Source organism: Mesorhizobium sp. M2A.F.Ca.ET.039.01.1.1 (genome assembly GCF_003998035.1).
Taxonomy (GTDB): domain Bacteria; phylum Pseudomonadota; class Alphaproteobacteria; order Rhizobiales; family Rhizobiaceae; genus Mesorhizobium.
This window is the reverse complement of record NZ_RZRY01000018.1, coordinates 1-17,114: the sequence shown is the minus strand read 5'-3', so window position 1 is coordinate 17,114 and position 17,114 is coordinate 1. Positions and strand designations below refer to the sequence as shown.

The 17,114-nt window shown below is 57.4% G+C and carries 13 protein-coding genes and 2 pseudogenes; 3 read left to right on the top strand and 12 right to left on the bottom strand.

The window, feature by feature from the left end; genetic code table 11:
• Positions 1-162 precede the first annotated feature (162 nt).
• Positions 163-906 (bottom strand): LuxR family transcriptional regulator, encoded by a 744-nt coding sequence (locus EOA24_RS03400; protein ID WP_126080645.1) that lies wholly within the window; start codon positions 904-906, stop codon positions 163-165.
• Between the two features lie 676 nt (positions 907-1,582).
• On the opposite strand from EOA24_RS03400, the gene EOA24_RS03395 reads away from it, so the two are divergent.
• Positions 1,583-3,385 carry an ABC transporter ATP-binding protein gene (locus EOA24_RS03395; protein ID WP_126080644.1) on the top strand — a complete coding sequence of 601 codons (1,803 nt, stop codon included), beginning with the start codon at positions 1,583-1,585 and terminating at the stop codon, positions 3,383-3,385.
• Between the two features lie 387 nt (positions 3,386-3,772).
• Here EOA24_RS03395 and EOA24_RS03390 read toward each other — a convergent pair whose 3' ends face one another.
• The 6 genes from EOA24_RS03390 to EOA24_RS41395 form a co-directional block, all read right to left on the bottom strand.
• A complete protein-coding gene (locus EOA24_RS03390; RefSeq protein ID WP_245468328.1) occupies positions 3,773-4,480 on the bottom strand; it encodes an SDR family oxidoreductase in 708 nt (235 codons plus the stop codon).
• A 1,604-nt stretch (positions 4,481-6,084) separates the two neighbouring features.
• A complete protein-coding gene (locus EOA24_RS03385) occupies positions 6,085-7,293 on the bottom strand; it encodes an acetyl-CoA carboxylase biotin carboxylase subunit family protein (RefSeq protein ID WP_126080642.1) in 1,209 nt (402 codons plus the stop codon).
• 591 nt (positions 7,294-7,884) lie between these two features.
• Positions 7,885-8,646, bottom strand: coding sequence for an SDR family oxidoreductase (locus EOA24_RS03380; protein ID WP_245466459.1), 762 nt, complete (start codon positions 8,644-8,646; stop codon positions 7,885-7,887).
• A gap of 141 nt (positions 8,647-8,787) precedes the next feature.
• The gene (locus EOA24_RS03375) at positions 8,788-9,795 is read right to left on the bottom strand and encodes a pyruvate dehydrogenase complex E1 component subunit beta (RefSeq protein WP_126080641.1); all 1,008 of its coding nucleotides are present in this window, start codon (positions 9,793-9,795) and stop codon (positions 8,788-8,790) included.
• Between the two features lie 19 nt (positions 9,796-9,814).
• Entirely contained in the window at positions 9,815-10,756 is a 942-nt protein-coding gene (locus tag EOA24_RS03370; RefSeq protein WP_245480723.1) for a thiamine pyrophosphate-dependent dehydrogenase E1 component subunit alpha, read from the bottom strand.
• Positions 10,757-10,788: 32 nt separating this feature from the next.
• Positions 10,789-10,962: a hypothetical protein gene (locus EOA24_RS41395; RefSeq protein ID WP_189343319.1), complete on the bottom strand. Its 174-nt coding sequence runs from the start codon at positions 10,960-10,962 to the stop codon at positions 10,789-10,791.
• A 224-nt stretch (positions 10,963-11,186) separates the two neighbouring features.
• Between EOA24_RS41395 and EOA24_RS42815 the strand changes: the two are divergent.
• A pseudogene (locus EOA24_RS42815) lies at positions 11,187-11,814 on the top strand (transposase); the annotation flags it as partial.
• Positions 11,815-11,968: 154 nt separating this feature from the next.
• Here EOA24_RS42815 and EOA24_RS03360 read toward each other — a convergent pair.
• From EOA24_RS03360 to dddP, 5 genes are all read right to left on the bottom strand, one after another.
• Positions 11,969-12,187, bottom strand: coding sequence for a transposase zinc-binding domain-containing protein (locus tag EOA24_RS03360; protein WP_245466460.1), 219 nt, complete (start codon positions 12,185-12,187; stop codon positions 11,969-11,971).
• Between the two features lie 364 nt (positions 12,188-12,551).
• Positions 12,552-12,776: a tyrosine-type recombinase/integrase gene (locus EOA24_RS42810; protein ID WP_245466461.1), complete on the bottom strand. Its 225-nt coding sequence runs from the start codon at positions 12,774-12,776 to the stop codon at positions 12,552-12,554.
• 16 nt (positions 12,777-12,792) lie between these two features.
• Positions 12,793-12,990 carry a hypothetical protein gene (locus EOA24_RS42805; RefSeq protein ID WP_245466462.1) on the bottom strand — a complete coding sequence of 66 codons (198 nt, stop codon included), beginning with the start codon at positions 12,988-12,990 and terminating at the stop codon, positions 12,793-12,795.
• A complete protein-coding gene (locus EOA24_RS42800) occupies positions 12,978-13,181 on the bottom strand; it encodes a hypothetical protein (protein ID WP_245466463.1) in 204 nt (67 codons plus the stop codon). Before EOA24_RS42800 ends, EOA24_RS42805 begins: the two co-directional genes overlap by 13 nt.
• Positions 13,182-14,295: 1,114 nt before the next feature.
• Entirely contained in the window at positions 14,296-15,627 is a 1,332-nt protein-coding gene (dddP, locus tag EOA24_RS03350; protein WP_126080638.1) for a dimethylsulfonioproprionate lyase DddP, read from the bottom strand.
• A 283-nt stretch (positions 15,628-15,910) separates the two neighbouring features.
• Between dddP and EOA24_RS03345 the strand changes: the two are divergent.
• Positions 15,911-16,522: pseudogene (locus tag EOA24_RS03345) on the top strand (hypothetical protein); the annotation flags it as partial.
• Between the last annotated feature and the right edge of the window lie 592 nt (positions 16,523-17,114).

Sequence of the window (17,114 nt, the reverse complement as noted above, 5' to 3'; positions counted from 1 at the left end):
AAAGACATTCTGCTTTGAAACCCGGATAGATCGAACGAGGTGGGTGATGCAGGAGGTGCTCGAGGCCGAGATGGACGAGGCGCTGGGGCTTCGAAGAGCGAGCGCACGCCGGAGCTCTCGGCTATCACGCGCGCTACTACGGGCGGAGAACTAGCTGCGCACCTACGGCGGTTCGATAATCCCAAGTTTCAAAGCTTTTACAACAGCTACCGTTCTGCTGGTCGCATCCAACTTCCGCATTACATTTTTTAAATGGAAATCTATCGTATTTCGTGATCTGCCTAAAATAGTTCCTATTTCCCATGACGATTTTCCTTTCGACACCCAATCAATGCAATGTATTTCTCTCGGAGACAGGTTATGTACTCGTTCCGACGCAGTCGTAGTGTCGAACTTCGTAACCATCCGATGAAACCGCAGCGCGGCCATTTGCAGGTAGGTGATCGTTCTATTCTGCAATTCGCAGTCCGAGGATTGAGCAAAACTCACAAACCTAAAGCTGTCACCAGGGCCATGTAATGGGACGGTAACGCCTGACCTCAAGCCGAATGTTGCTGCTTCGTCCAAGACGCGGCGTCCATCTTCAGTTATGCTTTCATCGGTATACACCTCGCTCCATCGAAAGGGCCCCGCCTCCTTTCGACCTTTCTTGATGAGTGGGTCTATTTTGGCATAGCCCATTCTCGAGTAGCGCTCCTGCCATTCAGCAGGATAATTCCACATCACCACAGAACCCTCTCGGTTCGGCTTGAAAACCCCCTGTTTTGATGCGAGCGGGCCATAGGCAATCCACGGGCAATCGAACTTCAGCGCAAACGCAGACATCCGTTCGAACAACTGTTCGGATTGAGCGATATCATCAGTCATCTCGAGGAATAGGTCTAACTCCACCTGCGGGAGTTCCATGATGCCTCCTTCATTGCGTTCTCATCGGTGCAAAGTTTGCTCCAGCCCAGCCTCGCAACATCCGAAGTCAACGGGACTCGAGCCGGAGTTCCTTTCGCCACCTGGAGTACCCTCAAGAGTCGTGCCAGCTTGCGAGCGAAGCTTCTTCTTCAGGTCGTCAATCGACTGGGGGAGGTACCCAGGAGGCGAACCGAACAGCACTGTGTCGGGGAGCGCACAATCCGACAGTCGAGCATTCGATTGACGGAATATGGGCAGGAACGTATTCGCGGCGCGCTTTTGAAATCAGCACCTAAGTCCCGGGCCTGAGAAAGCTGCATGGCAACTGTACTTATTTGATCGAGGCAACGTGATGCACTCACTCCGCTTATCGGATGGAGAAAGAACAAGTTCACAATTCAATCGATACGTCGACCTTCTTTTCCAATCTCCCGAGCTGGGCAGCCGTAGCAAAAGTATTCGACTGGATCGCGGCTGACTTTCTCCAGGCTCGGTAACCTGCTGAATTTGTCCTTCGGATGTTCCCGCTCAGTTGGCACGACTTTTGAACATCACCGTCGTGAGGCGGCAGGAGCTGCCCGCCAAAATTGATGCTGTTATGGGGGAGGTCGAAAATTCTAGTTTTGTCTTTTAACGTCTTTGGGACCGAGCGTGTTGATGCGCCCGCTTGGAAACTATGAAACGTTTCCCCGTCCATGGACGCGGCGCCACTGGTCGCCACGTACTCGCCTTCACTGTCCGCCACTGGAGCCGGCAGCCGGTGCGGCTCGCGATCATCACGGCTGCGATGCTTGCCTCCACGCTGGCTGACGTGCTGATGCCGGTCTATTCAGGTCGTCTCATCGATGCTGTTGCAGGCGGCGCTGCTGTGGCAGCACCAGCCTGGCATTCGGCCCTTGCAGCCTTCTCTGTACCGATTGCGCTTGCGCTCGTTGCCATCGCCATGCGCCACATCGCCGTCATTGGCCTGAACGATCTTTTGCTGAAGATGATGTCCGATGTCGCGAACGAAGCGTTCTATCATGTCCAGCGCTTTTCGACAGACTGGCATGCGAACAGCTTCGCCGGCTCGACAGTGCGCAAGATAACGCGCGGCATGTGGGCGCTCGACCCTCTAAACAGCACAATATTGGTCGCGCTGTTCCCGTCCTTTATCATCTTGGTAGGTTCGACGGCGCTGCTCGGCTGGCACTGGCCGGTCATGGGCGTGATCTTTGCTTGCGGCTCTCTGATCTATCTAGCGTTTTCGATTTCGCTGTCGCTCAGCTATGTCGCGCCGGCGGCGAGCCTTGCCAACCAATGGGACACAAAGCTCGGCGGCGCGCTTGCGGACGCGGTCAGTTGCAACGCTGTGGTCAAAGGCTTCGGCGCCGAGGTTCGCGAAGACCAGCGGCTTGAAAATATCATGACCAAATGGCGGCACCGCGCGCGCCGGAGTTGGGTGCGCGGAACGATCGTCGACTCAACCCAAGGCGTCACTTTGGTTGCGCTCAGGGTGGCGGTGGTCGGATATGCCCTGCTTCTGTGGTCGCATGGACAGGCAACGCCGGGCGAGATAGCCTATGTTCTCACGTCCTTCATCGTCCTGAAGGGCTATCTGCGTGATGCCGGCATGCATGTCCGCACCGTGCAACGCTCGGTTAATGATATGGAAGAACTGGTGGCCATCCACAATCAGCAGCTGGATGTTGCGGATCGTCCAGAGGCCAAGCCGATCCGGATCACGACGGGCCGCATCGATTTCGAGAACGTCCACTTCCGTTACGCCAACCATCCCCTGCCGATCTATAGCCAATGTTCGCTGTCGATTGAGGCTGGCGAAAGGGTTGGGTTGGTTGGACCTTCCGGTTCCGGCAAGTCAACATTCGTGAAGCTCATCCAGAGACTCTACGACCTGAGCGGCGGCCGGATCCTGATAGACGGCCAGGACGTCTCCGAGGTGACCCAAGAGTCGCTCCGTTCGCAGATCGCGATCGTGCAGCAGGAGCCTATCCTGTTTCACAGGTCGCTTGCCGAGAACATCGCCTATGGCCGGCCTGGCGCGAGCCAGGCCGAAATCGAGCAAGCGGCACGGCTGGCCAGTGCGCATGACTTCATCGCGCCCCTGCCGAAGGGCTATGGGACATTGGTCGGCGAAAGAGGTTTGAAGCTCTCCGGCGGCGAGCGCCAGCGCGTGGCGATCGCGCGCGCCTTCCTGGCGAACGCGCCGATCCTTATTCTTGACGAGGCCACATCGAGCCTCGATTCGGAATCCGAGGTGCTCATTCAACAAGCGGTGGATCGGTTGATGGTGGGTCGAACCACACTCGTCATCGCACACCGGCTGTCGACGGTCCGCTCGCTCGATCGGCTGCTCGTCTTCGACCGTGGCCGCATCATGGAGGACGGCGATCATGCCGCGCTGATCGATCTCGATGGTGGCATTTACCGCCGCCTCTTCGAACGGCAGGCGTTGGAACTAGCGATGGGCCTGGCCTGAGCGCCAAGTATCAGGATCGAGTGCCCGACCGCGAGAGCGCCCATTCCCGGTACAAAATGTATCGCCGTCTCACGACATCCCAAATCTAGCCCGGTCGACGTATATTGGGAAGCACATGGAGGTGTCCGCTGAAACCGACTCCCATCCAAAAAAACATAAGGTACCGTCCATCATACTCCTGTTTCGCTTGCATTGCGCAGAACTTAAGCTCGTTAATTTTCGCTTAGAAAATTCTAGAACTATACTGCAAGAGATCCTCCGAAATCCTAGACCTCTTTCATACCGGGCACAACGCAAACGTTTCGCTCAGGTTGCAACCTAAGCTGTCAAACACCTTTTAAGAGAGCGGTGTCCAATGAAGTCCGGCTTGGCAAACCTGCGCAGGTTCTACTGTGGCAGACTGAGCTTCGCCATTCGGCCTCCATCGATCGTCCACACCTGACCGGTGATAAACGAGGATTCTGGCGAAGCCAGCCAGACTACGAGGTTCGCGACCTCCTCCGGCTTCCCCGTTCGCCCAATTGGATGGATATTACCGATCTGCTGGCGAAAGCGCTTGGGGTCCGGCATGCTCTCGATGAAATCCAAGTTCAGGTCGGTGTCGATCCAGCCAGGCGCGACAGCGTTGCAGCGCACACCTTCGGCGCCGTGGTCGATCGCAACCGCGCGGGTGAGACCGTGGAGACCAGCCTTGGAGGCGCAATAGGCCGCGTGTTTCGGGTTGGATCCCAGCCCCTCGATCGATCCGACATTCACGATCGCGCCGCCAGTGGACCGCAGGTGAGGCATCGCCGCCTTTATCAGCACGAATGGGGTGGTCAGATTTATGGCGATCGTCCTCTCCCAATCTGCTAGGCTCATATCTTCGACGAGCGCCTCCTGCATGACCCCGGCGTTGTTTACCAGGACATCGAGCCGTCCCGCCCGTTCGACAACCGCTTTGATAGCATGAGCCGCCTTGGTCGGAGCTGTGAAGTCGACCGAAATGGCCTCGAATTCCCGGTCCTCACCACGTTGAGCGGTGAACACGCGAGCGCCCTCGTCCCTTAGACGTCGCGCAGTCGCAAGACCGATGCCGCTACGCCCGCCCGTCACGAGAGCCACCTTACCTGCAAACCTTTTATCCAACTGCCTTTCCACCCTTCACTTCGACGAGCGACATGCATAGGCAGCGGGACATCGCGTGAGGCACGATGGTCTGGGCGATGCCACCGCCTCTGCGATCTGCCGAGCGGACTAGCTTGCCAAGCTCTGCCCCTATCCGCAGGATCGACGGGGAAGCGGTGAAGACGCTTCCCCGGTTCTGCTACCTCAAACCCAGATGCCATCCCGCTGATCGAGACCCGCGGCTTCCTTCCCCCCGCCGAAGTTCCCCCCGACGACTGGCTTCTGCAGCGGCGGAAGCGGAGTATTACATACTCAGGATCCGGCAAGCCGAGCCTTGCTTGTGTCATTCTAATCGTAAGCACCAGCAACTGCCCTGAGAATGCACAAAAGGTTTCGCTAGGGTTAAAACCAGTTTATGCCTCGCGCAGTCGTGCGCAAGCTGTTCGGACCTGCGACATCGCCTTATTTCGGAACCAGCTGGCGGTTTGGTGAGTACCGGCACACGGGCTCCTTGTCCGGGTGCAGCAGAACTCGTAGGCCTCCGTTGCCTTGCGCCAAGCTCCTGGAGTAATGCGGGCATGGCTGTTCTAAAACATCCCAGGACGTACCCCCGGGCCTCGTAGGCGTATGCGCGGTCTGCAATCAGGTCGATCGTTCGACGACCTTCGAACGATCGCAGCCCGTACGTCTCTATTTCGCGATAAGCCTCTGCTTGACAGCGCCTTGGCGGCAACCTCAGCTTTGAACGCGCTCTGTTGGGGTATGAATGCGGCCCACCGAGAGCGCTGGCTGGCGCTTGCCGAGTAAACTCTGCCATGCAGAATCTCAGTCTCCTGCGACTGGCAGCCAACCAGCTGGGCCGGTATTGATTCGGGCCTGGCCGAGCTCGACGCGGGTGAGATCGTTGAGCGGGCGATCTTGGCCGTGGAGCTGACGCTCGAGGAATTGCCGAACCCGCGCAAGACGACCTGGAGAGCGAGTATGCCAGGCTGGAAGTTAACAGGCTGCCCAGCAATTGAGGGGGACCCGACGGGTGCAACACCTGTTTTTTCTTCCAGGGGGAACTCGGCCCTGCTATGGCCGATCCTACCGCACGTCGCTGATCAGCGACCGGACTTTCGAGAAGCGGCAGTGCGCCTTTCGTCCGGTCAGCCTTTCTCCTGACGCAAACACATGCGGATCGCCGCGGACGGGGAAAGTCGTCCCGCGTCCCGTCCTGCGGCCTGCGCTTTGCTGACGCTCCTACGGCTGTCCCGTTCACCGCCCGAGGCAGGGGCGAATTTCCTCCGTCCTACGCACGACAACCGTCCGCTGTTGCGGACGCGCGCGGGACTGCCGGTTTCCCTGTTGGAGGGCCGACAGTCGCTGGCTCGGAGGTTAACCGGAAACGGGTGCGTCGAGGACCAGCGATCCTGTGCGCCATCCGCTGATCGTATGGCTCCCTGGCGGTTCTTCTTCGCTGCGCTAGCGCTTCAGCAGCTTCAACAATGATGCACGTCGGCTTCATCATCTTCAGCGGCTGGCGCTTGAACCCGGCAACACCACACGGTGGACACAAGCGCCGCTCCGCCAGGTAGCAAGGGAAATCGAACCTATGTAACCGACCACTCAATTAAGCCGACGGCCCGCTGAAGTATCGCCTCCGTCCGAGCGATGTCAGGCGAGCTGGCGGTCACATATCCGATTAAGTCTCGGTGATCGCCTCTCCTTTTGATCGTGGTGTTTGGTTCAAGGTAAAGCTTCACTTTGGCGACGCCAGGTACAGCAGCCGCCCGGCTGACGCCATCGATCCAATCGAGAACGCCGTCCCGTTCAGGAACTAGGAATTGCGCAGCAGCAGTTTCTGAACGGGTTCCGCGCAAATCGCCCTCATCGCCGATCACGAGTTTAATGTGCTCTCGGATAAGATTGATACCGCAAGCTAGCTCAACTAGCTCAACACCGGGCGAGCCCGACATACGCGGATTTACTTCAATGACGACCGGCCCATGTGCCGTCCACCTGAGTTCAACGTTGGTCGGACCCCAGTGAAGGTCGAGAGCCTGTAAACACCTCAGTGAAACATCGGCGATGCGCTCATCCTCTTCATTGGTAAGCAAGGCCGGATAGGCGCATCTATTATATACGAAATGCGGCGAGGGACCGAATTCGAGAGAGGCGATTCCAATGACGTCATCTCCCATCATCTCCACCCAATAATGAAAGCCTTTCACAAATTGTTCCACTAATATTCTTGCTGGGGACTGCCATGTACTCCACCTGCTTGATAGATAAGCAGTATGCTGGATTAGCTCCTCGCTACTGCCGCACAATCGGACCCCCTCGCTGCCGCCGGTGTCCGTGGCTGGTTTTACAATTACAGGAAAGCCGATTTTAGCGGCAGAGCTTACAACCTCGCTCGCATTCGTTGCCAACGCGTAGGCAGGAATTGGAATGTCGGCTTGCCCAAGCAGCTGACGTTGAGTGAATTTATCGCAGCATCGTTCAACCGATTCGGCGTTCGGACCTGGCAGATTGAAATGTCGACAGAGCATGCCGACTGTCGCATATGCAGCTTCCTCCGAGCTCGTAATCCCAGCAATATCATAGGTCGCATGCAGCCGAACACACTCGCAAATCAGCGCATCGAGATTGGATGTGTCCACACAGATTACCTCACTGTCTTCTGCGGCATGATAGTAGTGCCTAAGTGGATCAGCCGCCAGGGTAATCGAGTGCAGGCCAAGACTTCGGGCCGCTTGGACATATAGAGGACCATTGTTCCTTGTACCCTCGATCAGGATAAGCGCTCTTCTTTTCATGTTTGTCGACTCCGAATAGCTTGTCTGGTTTTTTTCCGCGCGTGAGTTCGTCCAACATACCACTGCTCGTGGTTTGCGATTGGTAAATTCTTGTGAAGTAGTTGTATTTATCTGTTGCAGGATGTGACGTCATGACCACCAAAAAGAGTGTCTTGGTTGCCGCAATATAGGCCTATTCTTCTCGCGCAAGTCGGCTGGGGAATGAGAGGCGCGATGATGGGATCCGTTACCGCCGCACCGATCCTGGTGAAGGACCAGAGATCCCATGGCAACGGGTGATGACCGGTGTCTACATCACTCAGCTGGCTGGGGAGCGTCTGGGAGAAGGTACGATGCACGAGCTTCTGCTCGTCGCGCGAACTGTCATTCAAACGAGCTTGGTGAACGGCCTTACACCTAACCTACAGCGGCCTCAAGAACGCACCGCCAAACTGCTGGATAGCTTCATCGATTCGGTTGACGTTCACCGTGCTTTTGACTACGAAACTATGGATCAAGTAGTGCGACGCACAGAAACTTCGATGGGTAGATCATCTTGCTTTGTCACCCCAGGCAGCAGGATGGCCCACCAGAATTAACCAATAGAAAATCTCACCAGCAAGTGTAGCCACCATCCACCAACAATACCGTTCCCGTGATATAGGTTGACGCGTCGCTAGCAAGAAATTGGACGGCAGATGCAATCTCATGAGGTTGGCCGAAGCGGCCCATTGGCGTCCGATCAGACCATGCCCTGACCACTTCTACAGGATACTGGTCGGTCATCTCTGACTGTACGAATCCAGGCGCCACTGCGTTCACCCGAACCCCAGATCTTGCCCATTCGCAAGCAAGGGTTTTGGTTACCATAGTTACCCCCGCCTTGCTCGCATTGTAAGCCGTGACTACGGATTCCTGTCGGGTGACAACATCTCCACATATCGAACTGATATTTACAATCACGCCGGAACCGCGCTCCGCCATGAGAGAGCCGAAGGTGCGACTGCAGTAGAACAGGCCGTCCAAGTTGACTGAAAGGACAGCTCGCCAATCCTCGTCGGTGGTATATTTCGTCGGCGCCGCGCGGGACACCCCGGCATTGTTAATAAGGATGTCAGGGCAAACGGCGATGCCATCGGCGAGATCGCGTACCGCCTGCGAGTCCCTAACATCGAGCTGATAGACTTTAGGCTTGACTGGAAACTGATCTGCCGCCGCGGCCACGCGAACCCGATCCCTTCCAGTGAGAATTATATCGGCGCCAGCTTCTTGTAATGTAAGCGCGACTTGCAATCCGATGCCGCGTGCTCCGCCGGTCACCAAAGCGGTCTTCCCACTCAGACCGAATCTGCCATCGATGAATGATTTACTCATGTATAAGCCCTATCCCTTCTGGAATGTTTCCCGCCTATCGTCTGATGGCCTGCCTTCTTTTTCTAAGCGCGTCTTATCACCTCCTACTGCGACGATAACGGCAGTTGCTGTGTTACTTCCATTCATGCGTTTTTTGGGAACTCAGAGTAACTGTCGTATGGCGCCAACAATGCTGTCCCGTGTTGGAAAAAAGTCCTTCTCAAGAGCCGGACTGAATGGGACATGAATATCTGGAGCACTCAGCCGCAAGATAGGTCGCTTCAAAAGATCGAAGGACTCTTCCGCCATCACCGCTGCGATTTCACTTCCGACGTTGCAGATACGGTGTCCGTTCTCGACAATAATCAGCCGTCCGGTCTTCTCGATTGACATCTTGATTGCCTCATAATCGAGCGGCTTCAATGTACGTGGATCGATCACTTCGACCGAAATGCCTTCCTCGATGAGGTAGTTGGCAGCTTCCATGGTCGGCCTGATAGCACCGGCGATGGCAACGACGGTAACGTGCTCCCCCTCGCGCTTCACGTCCGCTTTGCCAATTGGGATTAAATGGTCCGGATCCGTGGGGACGTCGCCTTTGAGAGGCCAGAGGCGGGTGTCCTCGAAGACGAGCACAGGATCGCCGTCGCGAATGGCGGATTTCATGAGGCCTTTGATATCGGCAGCGCTGGTCGGGCTGATAATCTTAAGGCCCGGCACGTTCATAAAAAGCGGGTAAGGCCGGTCGGCATGCTGTGCCGCTTCGGAGCCCGTCGAGAACATACAGCAGCGAAAGACGATTGGGATGTCTATCTGGCCCCCAGTCATATACCGCAATTTTGAGGCCTGGTTTACAATCTGGTCACAAGCGAGATAGATGAAACTGGCAGTTGAAATGTCTACAATCGGTCGCAAACCATTGATGGCAGCCCCGATGCCAAGTCCCGTAAAACTGCCTTCTGAAATTGGCATGTTCCAAACCCGGTTCTTGCCGAAGCATTCGATAAGCTTGCCGCCGCCATGAACTGAGACGTCCTCTCCCAACAATACAACGCGCTCATCCCGATGCATTTCCTCTAGCTGGGCCTGCACGATTGCCTCAAAATAGGTCATCTGAATATGGGGACCGGGCGTGGCTGCGTCTCTGTGGGTATCGTCTTTCACATCCATTAATCCCTCCAGCCCACCCTTAGCGGGCAATGGTCGACACGAACATATAGTCGGGCAACGTTTCGGGCCGGGGCATGGGGCTAGCCAAAGCAAACTGTACGGCCTGTGTGACGGCTTGGGCCACTTCATGCTCGATGGTTGCTAGAGTCTCTTCATTTACACCCTCTTCGAGCAGCACAGTGCGATATAGCAAAATTGGGTCCCGGTCGCGTTTGTGTGCCTCGACTTCTGCGACCTGTCGATAAGGCTCCCCAGAAACGGCCAAGCCTATATTGTGTTCATCGAACCGATAAGTGTTGGCCACTATGAGAGTGGGTCCCTGCCCCGCGCGTGCTCGCGTGACCGCATATGCCGCAGATTGATAGACGGCACTGACGTCCTGTCCGTCTACTATTTCTCCTGGAATTCCGTAACCTGCCGCTCGTAGGGCAATGTCCGGCTGTCCGTGGCTTGTTGCTACGGAGGTGGTCATTGCATAGCCATTGTTCTCGCAAAGATAAATGACGGGAAGCCTCCACAACGAGGCCATGTTGAGGCTCTCGTGAAAAGTGCCCTGGTTCACTGCTCCGTCGCCGAAAAAGCAAAGGGTAACCTGATCGACGCCGCGCACCTTGGCGCTAAATGCGCATCCTGTGGCAAGAGGAATGCCCCCTCCGACGATTCCCGATTCACTGATAATCCCCACTGAACTGTCCGCAAAATGCATCGAACCGCCACGCCCCTTACAAACGCCGCCCTCCTTACCCATCAGTTCTGCCATAAGCGCCTGCAAATGCGCGCCCTTCGCAATCGGATGGCCATGCGAACGGTGTGTTCCGGTCATGGCGTCATCGTCCCGGAGGGCGAGGCTTGCTCCGACGATAGCGCCTTCCTGACCCACGGTCGTGTGAAACCAACCAGGGATCTGACCACCGTTGAACAGGCGCCTACCTTCTTCTTCGAATCGGCGGATGCGAAGCATCCGTCGAAAAGCCTCTAGCCTACGATCGCCCTTCAACTGCATGACCCAACCCTGCCCGTCAGCAAGGGGCGATCGCCTGCATTCCAACAGCGCGCATCGGCTAAATCCTCGTGCTCGAGCTCCGAAGGTACGTGGCGGGTCTCTTCGGCATTCTCCTGGCGAGGCACGATCTCGGCAGGCACTTTCATCTGGTTCTCTGTCAGCATGGCCTTGTTCCTTCCGGCTCGCACAACCCTGTGCATGCGTCATGCCATTTGACCTGAAGGCTCGCATTACACTGTTCTTCATCGAAGAAAGGCGTCGTGAAAGAACTGCACAGACCTCCTTTGTTCGAAGTTCGCCAACAATGTCGGATCCTGAACTGGCCCCCATTTCGGCCGGACAGTCGGCCTAACGCGGGAGGCTTGGGGATATCCTCAAGCACAGGCTTATGGCTGACGACTGTCGACGGATTGAACTGATCACCGGGGAGGTACGGCGCCGACACTGGACGACGACCGAACAGAAGCTGCAGATTATCGAGGAGAGTTTCCTTCCGGGTGAGACCGTGTCCTCTGTCGCCGCACGATGAGGCGTGGCGCCAAATCTCTTGTATCGTTGGCGCCGTTTATTGAAGGAAGGCGGAACGGCTGCGGTGGGATCGGACGAATCTGTGGTCGGGAGTTCGGAAGTGCGGCGGCTTGAAGAGCGCCTTCGCGACCTCGAGCGGCTTCTCGGCCGCAAGACCATGGAAGTGGAGATCCTCAAAGACGCGCTGGCCAGGTCGGAGTCAAAAAACCGAACTTGCGGCTCTTGTCGCAGCCGAGGGACGGTTCCCGATGAAGGCCGTTGCCGAGACCCTCGGGGCGGCGCGTTCCCATCTCCATGAGTTGCATCGCCTGGTGAAGCCGCGCGGGCCTTATCGCAACCCCGATGACGATGGGCTCTTGGAGCTGGTCGCCGCCTGATCGACGAACGCCCGACCTATGGCGATCGTCGCATCACAGCCCTGACGAACAGGGAACGCGAAAGACGGCGAACCGGCCGTCAATCACAAGCGCGTCTTCCGTGTCATGCGCCAGCGAAACAGGCGCGACAGCACGCGCACGAGTAAAAAGAGCCCGGCCTGCACGAGATCCAGCGTGTGCCGTCGGGCGAGACACCACCACCCGGTACGATACAATCAGGCGGGATGGTAGATGAGAGCTATGCAGCGCCGCGATGAGGCCGATCTCAGCTCCCAAATGCCTGAGATTGGCTTCGCGCGCAGGCGTTTCGGCCGCGTATAAGGTGCCGCCTTGTGAAAGGGATCGCAGCAACCTCAGCCGGCAGCATGAACACTGCGTGATAGAGCACCGGCAGCAGTTCATTCTGGCGTGCGGCAAGCCAGTCCCGGCAGGCCTGACCCTGGCATTTGGGACTGTGCCGGCTGCGACAGGAATTGTAGGCCACGCGGATCGACCGCAGGAGCGGCAGCCGTAGACTGGCCGCCCAGTTCGGCGGTCCGGCAGAGCTCGATCGCGCTCATCACACGCCGCTCGATGCGAGCCTAGATAGCCGTCATGAACCTGTCTATATACTTCGCCATGGCGGCGGAAGATATCCGCCACCTTCAGTCTCGCCGACATGGCGGTACCACTCACCCTGGCGGCACCTCGATGTTCAGCCGGGCTTGTCGTGCGTCGGATGAGGCTGTTCGAGACCTTAGCGTAGCGCGCCGCCGGACAGATTGTTGTGGCCGAGTAGAACCTGGATGGTGCGGATGTCGGTGCGTTCTGAAGATGCGTGGCGAAGCTGTGCCTGAGCGTGTGGACCGTCACCCGCTTAGGCGGCCGCACGCGCCGAACGACAAGCCCAAATAACACCCGCGCGCGGGAAACAGCCAGTCCCGCGGCTTCGCCAAGCCGCCAGTAGACTCGCAGATGCGCAGAAGCTGCGCCGACAGCATCACGGTGCGGTCCTTGTCGCCCTTGCCGTGCTCAACACGGATCACCCCGCGACCGCTGTCGATGTCGCCGACCTTCAGCCCGACAGTCTCCAAGCACTGAGACCTGCTCTTAGGCCGTCGTCAGGGCCGTACGGCACTTCAGGCTCGGCACCGCCTCTAGGAAGGCCACGACTTCGTCGGCGCTCAATACCACCGGCAGCGTGCGTAGCGAGCGAGCATAGACGATCCGCTCCGGACTCTCGGCATGGCCCAGCGTCACGCCGTAGAGGAACCGCAGCGCGCACACCGTCTGGTTCAGCGCAGCCACGAGATTCCGGTCGACATCAAATGAACTTGGAAGGCGCGCACGTCCTCCAGACCGAGCCGGTCCGGCGAACGGCCAAGTAGCGCGAAAACTTCGCCGCGGCATGCACGTGGGGATCGCTGCGTGGCCGGCGGCAGATTACGGATCGTCATATCCTCGATCATGCGCCGGGGAACTGGGGTCAACTTGGCCATTTCTGTAGCTCCTGTTCTCAGATTGCGCTTCAACAGCCGCGATCCTTCAAAACAGAAGCGTTCCTGCAAACCGATCCGCCAAATGCCGCGTTAGCGGCTTCGTTCAATCCTCAAAATGCCCACATCGCCAAAAATCTGCCAAAGTAGCACTAGGCTGCGTCGCGACGGATCGCCTCTGGTGGACTCCGACAGGCAAGTCAGAGAAAGCTCGAAAAATCAACACTGGGGCGTTTCCGTCGGACGCTCAGCTTAGCTACATCCGTGGCAGACTTATTGGACTTGCTCAGCGCGGCGGCAGCACGATCGAAGAACTCTGGAGGAAGGCCCTCTCCGGGTTAGTAGAGTCAAAAAGATTTGTCCCCTGTGACGCAAATGCGAAAAGCAAGCCGACCAGGGGAGTCGTGATCAGTAGGGCGGAAATCGCACAGCATTTCTCTTCCAACAAACGCCCAGCCTCGGCATGTATATCTAGGGAATAGTGCATATTTATCCTCCGAGATAGCGTTCCGTCACGACAGGAGGGACTTCTCATAGTATCGCGCTGCCTCAGGTTTCTTGTCAAGCAGGTCCCGGCTGTGACGTAAGCAGATGAATTGACCGCCCCATGGAGCACCGAACACGCCGAACGATGACGACCGATCCGCGCTCCATACACCGAAGCTCCACATTGTTGTGTCCCCAGCCAAGATCGAGAGCATGCAAACCACTCAGCGAAATGTCTGCTACACGAAAATCGTCGTCACGAAGCGCCAACCCAGTGTGACCTGACACTGACCGGCTATTGCCTGCAATTCGACCAATATCCTTGGCGGAATGGCCACATGCGCCACCCCCAACAGAGACCGTGTGTTCGGAGGCTAACAGCGGACTTGCTGCAAATCTGACGCCACAGCTGCCACTGCCCGACTGCTGGTCAGAGTATCGACAGCACTCGCGGGTCAGGGCGTCGACCATGGACTTGGATGCCTCCACCCCCCTTTCTACGAATGTAGGCGGGCGAGTTGGACCAACGAAAAGCCAACTTCCGCAAAAGTGCTGAGCCAGATGCGCAACAAACAGCTTTTCCGCGGATCTCTCAAGAATTGGACAATTTGAAGAGACTCGGCCGAAATCCCTAGGCCACCAAAGCCTCATCAAACGGGCATCTCGTGAGATTTTCAACTCCGCTCTCGGTCACGAGCACCTGCTCTTCCAGTTTTACGCCTTCCCGCCCACCGACGGCACCGATATAAGCCTCGACGCACAGGGTCATTCCGGGCTCGAGAACATAGTCGAATGCTCCCGGGATGAAGTCTTCAGGATAGAGAATCGCGGGATATTCGTCGCAAAGACCAATGCCATGCATCATGACGCCATATCGCTGCTTGACGAAATCCGCGGGAAGCTTGTGGCTGCGCTGAGTGAGTTCGGTGAAAGAGACGCCCGGCTTTAGCATAGCCATGTTTGCAGCTACGTGCTCGTAGGCTATGTCGTGCAGCCTTCGCTGTGCTTCGGTGGGTCGGCCGTCACCGCAGTGCCAAGTGCGGGAGAAGTCGGCACACATGCCGTACGGGCCCACCATATCGGTGTCGAAGGCGACGAGGTCTCCTGAGACAATGCGACGGGGGCCGGCCTCCTGCATCCAGGGGTTCGTGCGCGGGCCGGAAGTTAAAATGCGCGTTTCGATCCACTCGCCACCACGTGCGATGTTTTCGGCATGAAGAACCGACCAAAGTTCCGTTTCGGCTATGCCGGGCTGCAAACGTTCTCGCATTTTGGCAACGGCAATCTCGCAGGTCGCGAGAGAGCAGCGCATGGCGTTGATCTCGTCGATTCCCTTAATGGCCCTGGCGTGCTCCATGAGCTGCATGCCGTTGCAAACCTCGATGCCAACTGCATCTAGCGCACGAAGGCCGGGGATTTCGATCTTGTCGACGGCAAGACGACGGTTTTTGCCACCAGAGCGGCGCAACAGTTCGTCAATTTGTCCGGCAAAGTCCTTGGCGACTGCTTCTTCTTGGTCGCCGGCAACGAAATAGTAAAAGCCGGCCCCGCCATCCCGGGTTTCGTTGATGAGCGGCAGATAGGTTGACAGGTGGCTGCAACGATGGAAATCCCAGAGAACGACATAGCCGTCGGCCGATACGAACACAGCTCGTGACGGATTGTGCATGATCCATATGTGCATGTTCGAGGAATCTGAAGCGTATCGTATGTTCAGCGGGTCGAAGCAGAGCACGCCCGCATAGTCTCTTTGGCGGAGTTGCAGAACAATCCGATCAAGACGGGTCTTGCGCATACGATCTAGGTTGGGCGTGGTCAGGCCCAAGGCTGCCCACTCCGCAAAGGCGACGTCCGTCGGCCCAATTTCAACCCGATCGTTGTCATCCATGCTCCCATCCGGCTTAAGTGCTTTTGCCACTCGCGTGGGATCAATTTTGTGGTTCACAATCGAAAACGAGGACATGTTAAGGCCGCCCTAGTGGCTCACTCTTACGTGGATCTAAGACCGGATTTCTTGGATGCTAAAGGCGGAAAAAATATTGCTCGATATAAAGTCAATTCATCTGCATTCGTGCTCTGGGGTGCCTGCGACCACAACTGGAACCAGGTAGCCTTCCAGCGCGCCGCAATGGGCAATCTGTCGATCCCAGAGCTTTGCCGGGAGCCCTGTCGTGCTAGTGGTTTACGCCTGACATAAGAGTTCGGCTGAGGATTCCCTTTTGTGAGTGCGCATGCGAGTCTGGTACATGCGCACAGGAATATACCTCACCGTTTCTTCGATTGATCGTCAGCCTCTCTCTGATCAGCGCGCCCATCGCAGTGCGCTGCAGAAGCACGTTTGGCGCGCAGAGATCATTCTGTTGAGCAGCGACGGCGTGGGCACCCTCGAGATCATGCGGCAATCTGGTAAGTTCAAGACTTGCGTGTGGCGCGCCAGTGCAAGCTCTGCAACGATCCGCAGTTCGTCGACAAACTGCGCAACGTCGTCGGCCATGCCACTAGTTGATCCACCGGCTCACGCTATCCTGTTGTCGGTCGACGAGAAGAGCCCAGATCCAGGCGCTCGACCGCACCCAGCCCGGCCTGCCCATGAAGGGTAGGCTCGGCACCACGACCACGACTACAAGTGCAACGGCACGACCACCCTGTTTGCCGCCCTTACCGTGCTCGATGGCACCGTTATCGGCAGGAACATGCAGCGCCATCGTCACCAGGAATTCATCCGCCTCACTCAACGCTGTCGATGCCGAGGTGGCGGCCAGCAGGGCCATCCACGTCGTTCTTGACAACTACGCCGCTCACAAGCACCCCAAGGCGCGTGCCTGCTCGGCCGCCATCAGCGCCTCACCTTCCGCTTCCACCTTAAGCGTCACGAGCACCGCACGGCTGTCCTTGGTTGACAGAGGCAGGGTCAGATGCGGGCCGCTTTGACTCGCTGCGGCATGGTACGAGCGGATGGCGACGACCGCCTTTGCAACGGCGGCGACGCCCGCGCCGTCGAGACGGGAGTTCACCCCCTTTGTGTCCCGGATTAGGACGGCGTCATCTGGGTCTACGGCGCCAATGATGACGACGGGATCTTCACCGATGAAGGCTTCGAGGAGGTCAAACTCCTCCTCGAAGAACATCATCGCGTCTCCCCATCGAAAGCTTGACCCCAGCACTCCGGTGCTCAGGTTCTCTGGCCACCAGATACGCACGTCTGCGGTCTTCACCGGATGCGTACCACGCAGGCTCAAGTTGGCGTTTGGAATTGGCAACGCTTCCGGAGCGAAACGTTATGACGAACTGAACGTCAAGGGACTCTCCATCGCTGACCTAATGAGCGTGGAAAGCTCTACGAGGAGATGCTGGACCTCATGGAAGAATGTATGCGTACGCTGAAGGCCGCGGAATGAAGCGTCGCGTGGGCCCGTAGTGGTCGTTATGGTGATGCGATCAGTTCAGGCC

Bases quoted from the DNA above. Each gene is read 5' to 3' on its own strand.
- EOA24_RS03380 (WP_245466459.1), bottom strand. From the start codon at position 8,646: ATGAGTAAATCATTCATCGATGGCAGATTCGGTCTGAGTGGGAAGACC.
- EOA24_RS03400 (WP_126080645.1), bottom strand. From the start codon at position 906: ATGGAACTCCCGCAGGTGGAGTTAGACCTATTCCTCGAGATGACTGAT.
- EOA24_RS42800 (WP_245466463.1), bottom strand. From the start codon at position 13,181: ATGGCCAAGTTGACCCCAGTTCCCCGGCGCATGATCGAGGATATGACG.
- EOA24_RS03385 (WP_126080642.1), bottom strand. From the start codon at position 7,293: ATGAAAAGAAGAGCGCTTATCCTGATCGAGGGTACAAGGAACAATGGT.
- EOA24_RS03370 (WP_245480723.1), bottom strand. From the start codon at position 10,756: ATGCTTCGCATCCGCCGATTCGAAGAAGAAGGTAGGCGCCTGTTCAAC.
- dddP (WP_126080638.1), bottom strand. From the start codon at position 15,627: ATGTCCTCGTTTTCGATTGTGAACCACAAAATTGATCCCACGCGAGTG.
- EOA24_RS03395 (WP_126080644.1), top strand. From the start codon at position 1,583: ATGAAACGTTTCCCCGTCCATGGACGCGGCGCCACTGGTCGCCACGTA.
- EOA24_RS41395 (WP_189343319.1), bottom strand. From the start codon at position 10,962: ATGCTGACAGAGAACCAGATGAAAGTGCCTGCCGAGATCGTGCCTCGC.
- EOA24_RS03375 (WP_126080641.1), bottom strand. From the start codon at position 9,795: ATGGATGTGAAAGACGATACCCACAGAGACGCAGCCACGCCCGGTCCC.